This is a genomic window from Rhodomicrobium udaipurense JA643 (assembly GCF_000636015.1).
Lineage (GTDB): Bacteria > Pseudomonadota > Alphaproteobacteria > Rhizobiales > Rhodomicrobiaceae > Rhodomicrobium > Rhodomicrobium udaipurense.
In genome coordinates this window covers 1-7,784 of record NZ_JFZJ01000147.1, presented here as the reverse complement: position 1 = coordinate 7,784, position 7,784 = coordinate 1, and the positions used below count along the sequence as shown (strand labels likewise).

The 7,784-nt window shown below is 63.6% G+C and carries 6 protein-coding genes; 2 read left to right on the top strand and 4 right to left on the bottom strand.

Annotation, left to right across the window (positions count from 1 at the left end):
* From nusA to T281_RS15170, 3 genes are all read right to left on the bottom strand, one after another.
* The coding region (gene nusA / locus T281_RS15180) for a transcription termination factor NusA (RefSeq protein WP_245269268.1) at window positions 1-1,574 on the bottom strand (1,574 nt) is incomplete at its 3' end.
* Window positions 1,555-2,220: a ribosome maturation factor RimP gene (rimP, locus tag T281_RS15175; protein ID WP_037241256.1), complete on the bottom strand. Its 666-nt coding sequence runs from the start codon at window positions 2,218-2,220 to the stop codon at window positions 1,555-1,557. The genes nusA and rimP, both read right to left, overlap by 20 nt.
* 163 nt (window positions 2,221-2,383) lie before the next feature.
* On the bottom strand, window positions 2,384-3,361 hold the full coding sequence (locus tag T281_RS15170) for an NAD(P)H-quinone oxidoreductase (RefSeq protein WP_037241246.1): 978 nt from the start codon (window positions 3,359-3,361) through the stop codon (window positions 2,384-2,386).
* Between the two features lie 266 nt (window positions 3,362-3,627).
* On the opposite strand from T281_RS15170, the gene T281_RS15165 reads away from it, so the two are divergent.
* Window positions 3,628-4,155, top strand: a complete 528-nt coding sequence (locus T281_RS15165) for a DUF1465 family protein (RefSeq protein ID WP_037241243.1) — start codon at window positions 3,628-3,630, stop codon at window positions 4,153-4,155.
* Window positions 4,156-4,222: 67 nt separating this feature from the next.
* On the top strand, window positions 4,223-4,534 hold the full coding sequence (locus tag T281_RS15160; RefSeq protein ID WP_037241240.1) for a carboxymuconolactone decarboxylase family protein: 312 nt from the start codon (window positions 4,223-4,225) through the stop codon (window positions 4,532-4,534).
* A gap of 20 nt (window positions 4,535-4,554) precedes the next feature.
* Here T281_RS15160 and polA read toward each other — a convergent pair whose 3' ends face one another.
* Window positions 4,555-7,506 carry a DNA polymerase I gene (gene polA / locus T281_RS15155; RefSeq protein ID WP_052037560.1) on the bottom strand — a complete coding sequence of 984 codons (2,952 nt, stop codon included), beginning with the start codon at window positions 7,504-7,506 and terminating at the stop codon, window positions 4,555-4,557.
* Window positions 7,507-7,784: the final 278 nt, after the last annotated feature.

The window sequence follows — 7,784 nt, the reverse complement described above, 5'->3', positions numbered from 1 at the left end:
CTGTCCGCCTCGGTGAGCTCGTCCTCATGCGCTTCCAGGGCCGAGCCATCCTCAAGGCTATCGGCCTCGGCCGGCTCTTCCTCGGGTTCTTCTGGCGCCTCGATCCAGCCCGCCTTCACGCGGGCGGCGATGATAAGATGCTCGATGTCCGACTTCGAAAGATCGAAGCCCTGAAGGATGCCGGGTTCTGCTTCGTCTGGCCGTGAGCGCGCTCCGTCCAGCCTGCAAGCTCGTCTGTCGCGCAGTCGGCAAGGTTCATCCTCGACGCCGAGCGCGCGGCGCTTCTCGTTAAGTTCGGCCTCTTGGCGCTCAAGAAATTCGCGGGCGCGCTCCTGGATTTCCAGCGCGGTGTTTTCGTCGAAGCCTTCGATGATCGCGACCTCATGCGCATCGACAAAGGCCAGTTCCTCCACCGAGGCAAAACCTTCCGACACGAGAAGCTGCGCGATCATCTCGTCCACATCGAGCGCGTTGACGAAGGCGGCCGTGCGCTCGGCAAATTCCTTCTGACGGCGCTCAGATTCCTCGGCTTCCGTCAGGATGTCGATGTCCCAGCCCGTGAGCTGCGATGCGAGGCGCACGTTCTGGCCCTTGCGGCCGATGGCGAGGCTCAACTGCTCGTCCGGCACCACGACTTCGATGCGCTCCGACTCCTCGTCGAGCACGACCTTCGCCACTTCGGCAGGCGCAAGCGCGTTCACGATGAACGTGGCGGGATCGCCCGACCACTGAATGATATCGATCTTTTCGCCCTGAAGCTCGTTCACGACGGCCTGCACGCGACTGCCGCGCATGCCGACGCAGGCGCCAACCGGATCGACGCTCGTCTCCTTCGAGACGACCGCAATCTTCGCGCGGCTGCCCGGATCACGCGCGACGGACTTGATTTCGACGATGCCGTCGTAGATTTCGGGCACTTCCTGCGCGAACAGCTTCGCCATGAATTCGGGGCGCGTGCGGGACAGGAAGATCTGCGGGCCACGATTTTCGCGGCGCACGTCATAAACATAGGCGCGCACGCGGTCGCCGAGCTTGTAGTTTTCGCGCGGCAGCGTTTCGTCACGTCGGATGATCGCCTCGGCGCGGCCAAGGTCGATCATGACGTTGCCATACTCTGCACGTTTCACGACGCCGCTGACGATCTCGCTCATGCGATCCTTGTATTCCTCGAACTGACGCTCGCGCTCGGCCTCGCGCACCTTTTGCACGATGACCTGCTTGGCGTTCTGCGCCGCCACGCGGCCGAAGTCGAGAGGCGGCAGTGGCTCTGCGATGAAATCACCCACCTCGGCTTCCGGGTTGCGCTTCATCGCATCCTTGAGGCTGATCTCGGTCGCGTCGAGCGTAACGCGCTCCACCACTTCGAGAAGGCGCGACAGGCGGATTTCGCCGGTGCGCGGATCGATCTCGGCGCGGATCTCGTTTTCGCTGCCGTAGCGCGACTTCGCGGCCTTCTGGATCGCGTCTTCCATGGCGGAAAGCACGAGCGTGCGGTCGATCGACTTCTCGCGCGCGACCGCGTCTGCGATCTGCAACAGTTCCAGCCGGTTCGCACTAATTCCGGATTGCGCCATCGTTCAACTCCGCGTCTTCGATCTGTTCGTCTTCAATTTCGCCGCCTTCGGCCCAGTTCTTGCCAGCGGCTTTCGCTTTTGCGAGCGAGGCGCGGATCAGTTCGTCCGTCAGCACAAGCTTCGCGTCGTAAATGAGGTCCACCGGCAGGCCGATGGTTTGCGGCTCGCCCTTTTCGTCGAGCTGCACCTGCAGGAGCATCTCGCCGTTTTCATAGCCTTCGAGGATGCCGCGGAAACGCTTGCGACCGTCGATCAGCTCCTTCAGTTCCACCTTCGTCTCGAAGCCCGCCCAGTCCTCGAAATCGGACGGGCGCACGAGAATGCGGTCGATGCCGGGCGACGACACTTCAAGATAATAGCGGTCCTTGATGGGATCGTGCGCGTCCAGCAGCGGCGAGATCCGGCGCGAGATCTGCGCGCAGTCGTCGACATTGATCGCGCCGTCCGCGTTGTCTGCCATGATCTGGATCGTGGCGCCGTCGCGCTTCGACATCGTCACGCGCACGAGGCGAAAACCCATGTCTTCCAGCACCGGCTCGATAAGGGCGGCGAGGTCCGCCGCCGCGCCGAATTCGCGCGTGAAGCGCTCTGTCGGTGCGGAAGGTACCGCTTGTTCTGTCGGTGCCGTGTTTTTTTCTTCTTCCATGAAGTCCGGTTCGCGGCGCTATCGATGCGCCAGATAAAGAAAAAGAGCGGACCGGCCGGCCCACTCTTCTTCAGAGTCTGATTTATTGAGCTGACAAAACATAGGCGAAACGCGCTCGCGGTGCAAGGCTTTTGGCCGAACGGAGGCGTCTCGCGGGTCGCCGCTACACCGTCAGCACGATCTTGCCCATATGCGCGTTCGTTTCCATGTGGCGGTGCGCCTCGGCCGCCTCGGCGAGCGGGAATGTCTTGTCGATCACCACGCGCACCGCGCCCGATTCGATCAGCGGCCACACCTTCTCTTCCAGCGTGCGCGCGAGTTGCGCCTTGAACGCCGCCGAGCGCGGGCGAAGCGTAGAGCCGGTGAGCGTAAGGCGCTTCAGCATGATCGGCATGAGGTTCACCTCGACCTTCGCGCCCTTCAGGAATGCGATCTGCACGATCCGGCCGTCCTCCGCCGCGCAGCGGATGTCGTTCTGGATGTACGAGCCGCCAACCATGTCGAGGATGACGTTCACACCCTTGCCGCAGGTGAGCGTCTTTATTTCTTCCGCGAAATTGTTCGTCCGGTAGTTGATCGCGGCCTCCGCGCCGAGGCTCTCGCAATAGGCGCATTTCTCGTCGCTGCCGGCGGTGGCGAAGACGCGCGCTCCGAAATGGGTGGCAAGCTGGATCGCCGTCGAGCCGATGCCGCTCGATCCGCCATGCACGAGGAAGCACTCGCCCGCTTTCAGCGCGCCGCGCTCGAACACATTGTGCCAGACGGTCATGAATGTTTCGGGCAGGCACGCGGCTTCCGCCATGGAAAGCCCCTTCGGCACGCGAAGACATGAGCCTTCCTGCGCGACTGCATATTCCGCATAGCCGCCCCCCGACGTGAGCGCGGCCACCGTGTCGCCCACCTTCCAGCGCGTCACGCTCGCGCCAACCGCCGCAATCTTGCCCGAAACTTCGAGGCCCGGGATGTTGGACGCGCCGGGCGGCGGTGGATAAAGCCCCTGCCGCTGGAGCACATCCGGGCGGTTGACGCCTGCGGCGGCCACCTCGATCAGCACCTCGTCCGCCTTCGGTTCTGGCGCAGGCATGTCTTCGAGCGACAGCACGTCCGGGCCGCCGGGTTCGCGAATTAGGATTGTTTTCATGATTTTCCTCCGGCTTTTCCGATGCCAAATGCGAATCTTTACTCCAACTTAAGACGCAGGCGTTATTCTTCTTCCAATGTAAAGCTGGGTCGACCCTGAAACACCTCCACAAACTTTTTTAGAGCCGCCATGATGCGGCTCTTTTTTTTGGGCTAGGTCGCCCAAGCTTGGCCGTGCGTTCACCTTTTGAAAGGCTGTTGCGGCTATGCTGGCGTAAGGTGAGGGATCCGCTCCGTAGAGGGTCGGAAGTCGTGCGTAGGGACTCCATGAAAAGCTTCGGCGTTGTAAATGAACTACCAAAAGCTGCGCTGCTGTCGTTCGGGGATCGGTTTACGACATCCCCGCAGTTCGCCAAGCTCTATCGCGAGGGGATGGACCTTGTGGAGCGCACGGCAGAATATCTCGACGGGCAGGGCAGGGCAGAGTCAAAGACGCTGACGCCGCCCGCGAGCTTCGCCTATTCCTCCGAGAGCATCCGGCTTACCACGCGTCTTACGCAGCTTGCGTCGTGGCTTCTCGTGCGCCGCGCCATTGCTGCGGGCGAAATTACCGCCGCCGAGGCGCATAATCATCGCCACCGCGTGACGCTGTCGCCGCAAAGCACCACCCTGCCCGAAGGCTTCGACGCATTGCCGGAGACGTTCCGCTTCCTCATCGCGGAAAGCCAGCGCCTGCACGACCGCATCATGCGCCTCGAACGCATCTTCTCGGACGGTGCCGTGGCCGCGAACGAGATGGTCTCGCCCATCGGCCCGCAAATCGAGCGTATCCGGCTGGCGTTCCCGGCGGCCTGACGCGCCGCGCGAAGGGCTTTAGCCCGCATCGACAGAGTGCTATGGCATCCTGAAACGGAGGGCCGCCATGACGATTTCCAACGCATTTCAGACATTCCTGAACGAAGCGCCCGAGCACGCGAAAGCGTGGCTGGGAGCCGTTCACGGGCTCGACGGCGCAAGCGCTCTCGACAAGAAGACCGAGGAATTGGCCTATCTCGCGGTGCTCGCCGCAGCCCGGCTCACCTCCGGCATCCCGTTTCATGTGCAGTCCGCCAAGGCGGCGGGCGCGACCCGCGAGGAGGTCATCAGCGCGGTGTTGATCGGGCTGCCCGCCGTCGGCAATACGGTGATCGAGGCACTGCCGGTCGCGCTCGCGGCTTATGATGGCGAAGGGTGACGGAAAGCGCCGCCACGCCGCTAATGCGCCTCGTCCCAGTTCTGCGCGGCGCGGGCGTCCACCTTCAGCGGCACTGAAAACGCCACGGCGGGTTCGGCGGCGCGCTCCATGATTCGCGTCACGGCCTTGATCGTCGCCTCCACCTCAGCATCCTCCGCCTCGAACACGAGTTCGTCGTGCACCTGAAGCAGCATGCGCGCGCGAACACCAGCCTGCTCCAGCGCGGCGGGGACGCGTACCATCGCGCGGCGGATAATGTCGGCGGCGGTGCCCTGGATCGGCGCGTTGATGGCCGCGCGCTCGAAGAATTGCCGCATGTTCCACTTCGGCGTCTTGATCTCCGGGAAGTGGATCTTGCGGCCGAACAGCGTTTCCACATGGCCGTCTTCATGCACTTTCGAGCGCATCGCGTCCATATAGGCGCGGATTCCGGGGAAGCGCTCGAAATACTTGGCGATATAGTCGCCTGCTTCCTGACGCGGGATGCCCAATTGCTGCGACAGGCCGAAAGCTGAAATGCCGTAGATGATGCCGAAATTGATGGCCTTCGCGCGGCGACGCACCTCGCCCGGCATGTCCTTCACGGGCACGCCGAACATCTCGCTCGCCGTCATCGCGTGGATGTCGAGCCCCTCGGCGAAGGCGTGTTTCAGCGCGGGGATATCCGCCATATGCGCCAGCACGCGAAGCTCGATCTGGCTGTAGTCGGCGGAGATGAGCTTCTTCCCCGGCGCAGCGATGAAGGCCGAGCGGATCATGCGGCCTTCGCGCGTGCGGATGGGGATGTTCTGGAGGTTCGGCTCGGTTGAGGACAGCCGCCCTGTCGAGGTGGACGCGAGCGAATAGCAGGTGTGGATGCGGCCTGTGTCGGCGTCGATGTGCTGCGGCAGCGAGTCCGTGTAGGTGCTCTTGAGCTTTGCGAGCTGCCGCCATTCGAGGAGCTTGCCGGGAAGGCGGCGCTGGTCTTCGGTCAGATCTTCGCTCGACACGAGGTCTTCGAGCACCTTCGCTCCCGTGCTCCACTTGCCGGTTGAGGTCTTCTTCGCGCCCGGCAGGCCGAACTTGCCGAAAAGCAGGTCCGCGATCTGCTGCGGCGAGCCGATGTTGAAGCGCTGGCCAGCGAGTCCGTAAATCTCGTCTTCGAGGCGCGCGAGGCTCTGGGCGAAGTCGGCGGAGAGGCGCGAGAGCACCGCACGATCCACCTTGATGCCGTTGAATTCCATCTCGCCGAGCACGGCGGGCATCGGACGTTCGAGCGTCGCGTAAACGGCGGCCATGCCTTCAGCGGCAATGCGCGCGCGGAACAGATGCCACAGGCGCAGTGTCACGTCGGCGTCCTCGGCGGCATATTCGGTCGCCTTGTCCACCGCGATGCAATCGAACGTGGATTGCGCCTTGCCCTTGCCCGCAACATCGGTGAACGCGATGGGCGTGTGGCCGAGATGGCGCTTCGACAATTCGTCCATGCCGAAGCCCGCGAGCCCGCCGCGCCCCTGATCGCAGGCATAGGCCATCAGCATCGTGTCGTCGTAGGGCGCGACGCGGATATCGCCGTGGCGGCGCATGATGAGCGCATCATATTTGATGTTTTGCCCGATCTTCAGCACGCTGTCGTCTTCGAGCAGCGCCTTCAAACGTGGCAGGGCGCTTTCCATCGGAAGCTGCGCGATTTCGCCCGCGCCCGTGAAGTCGAGCCCGTCGCCCGCGCGATGGGCGAGCGGAATATAGCAGGCGCGGCCCGGTTCGAGCGCGAGCGCTACGCCGCAGAGCTTCGCGGACATGGCATCGAGCGCGGTCGTCTCCGTGTCGAAGGCGACGAAGCCCTGTTCCGTGGCGGCCGCGATCCAGTCTTCGAGCGCTTGCAGGTCCGTCACCTGCACATAGAGCGAGCGGTCGAAGGGGATCGCCTTGAGCCACGCCTCCACGCGGCGCACTTCGTCGGCGGGCGTGTCGCCGCCGGGCGACTTCTCCGGCGCTCCGGCCTCGACGCCATCGACGGGCGAAGGCCGTGTCATCTCACCCGTGGACGGCTCGACGCCGAACGCCTCCGAAATCCGCTTCGTCAGCGAGTTGAACTCCATCGTGCGCAGGAATTCGAGAAGCGCGTGCGGGTCCGGCTCTTCGACGGCGGTGAGATCGAGCGGCTTCTCGACCGGCATATCGCAGGAAAGCTCGACCAGCCGCCGCGAAAGTCGCGCCTGATCGGCGAACTCGATCAGCCGCTCGCGCCGCATCTTCTGCTTGATGAGCGGCGCATTGGCGAGCAGGTTTTCGAGGTCGCCATATTCGCGGATAAGTTCGGCCGCCGTCTTGATGCCGATACCCGGCACGCCCGGCACGTTATCGACCGAATCGCCCGCGAGTGACTGCACATCGACCACCTTCGAGGGCGGCACGCCAAACTTCTCAATCACCTCCGCCTCGCCGATCACCTTGTTCTTCATGGTGTCGAGCATGGTCACGCCGGGGCGCACGAGTTGCATCAGATCCTTATCGGACGAGACGATGACCACATCCGCGCCAGCATCCGCCGCCTGACAGGTATAGGCCGCGATGATGTCGTCCGCCTCGAAGCCTTCCTGCTCGATGCAGGCGACGTTGAAGGCACGTACTGCGTCGCGGATGAGCGCGAATTGCGGCACGAGTTCGGCGGGCGGCTCTGGGCGCTGCGCCTTGTAGGTGGCGGAAATTTCGGTGCGGAAGTTCGCGCGGCTATGGTCGAAGATCACGGCGAGATGGGTCGGGGCGTTGGCGCCCTTCGTCTCGCGCAGCAGCTTCCACAGCATATTGCAGAAGCCGTGCACGGCGCCGACCGGCAGCCCGTCCGACGGGCGCGTCAGCGGCGGCAGCGCGTGGAAGGCGCGGAAGATATAGCCCGAGCCGTCGATGAGATAGACGCGGCTGCCTGGCGGCACGGCGGCTTCGGCGGGGGCGGAAACGGGCAATTCGGCGAGCGATGGGGCGGCTGTCATGCGCGGAATATAGGCGGGTTCGGGGCGCTGGGCCAACCCCAATCGGCGGGCATCGACAGGCGCGTGAGGGCGGCGCACGAGTTGTTCAACGCTGGTTCGCAGGTGTGTACGTCGCCTGGGTGAAACGAAAGATGACTTATTGCGACGGCGCGACGCTTCGGTTATGCTTTGGCCGCAGATGCTTGCTTATCGGTTTGCGAACCGATATGGCTTGGCATACGCACCCGTAGCTCAGCTGGATAGAGTACTAGATTCCGAATCTAGGGGTCACAGGTTCG

Coding starts and splice junctions, on each gene's coding strand:
- T281_RS15165 (WP_037241243.1), top strand. CDS start 3,628: ATGAAAAGCTTCGGCGTTGTAAATGAACTACCAAAAGCTGCGCTGCTG.
- polA (WP_052037560.1), bottom strand. CDS start 7,506: ATGACAGCCGCCCCATCGCTCGCCGAATTGCCCGTTTCCGCCCCCGCC.
- T281_RS15160 (WP_037241240.1), top strand. CDS start 4,223: ATGACGATTTCCAACGCATTTCAGACATTCCTGAACGAAGCGCCCGAG.
- rimP (WP_037241256.1), bottom strand. CDS start 2,220: ATGGAAGAAGAAAAAAACACGGCACCGACAGAACAAGCGGTACCTTCC.
- T281_RS15170 (WP_037241246.1), bottom strand. CDS start 3,361: ATGAAAACAATCCTAATTCGCGAACCCGGCGGCCCGGACGTGCTGTCG.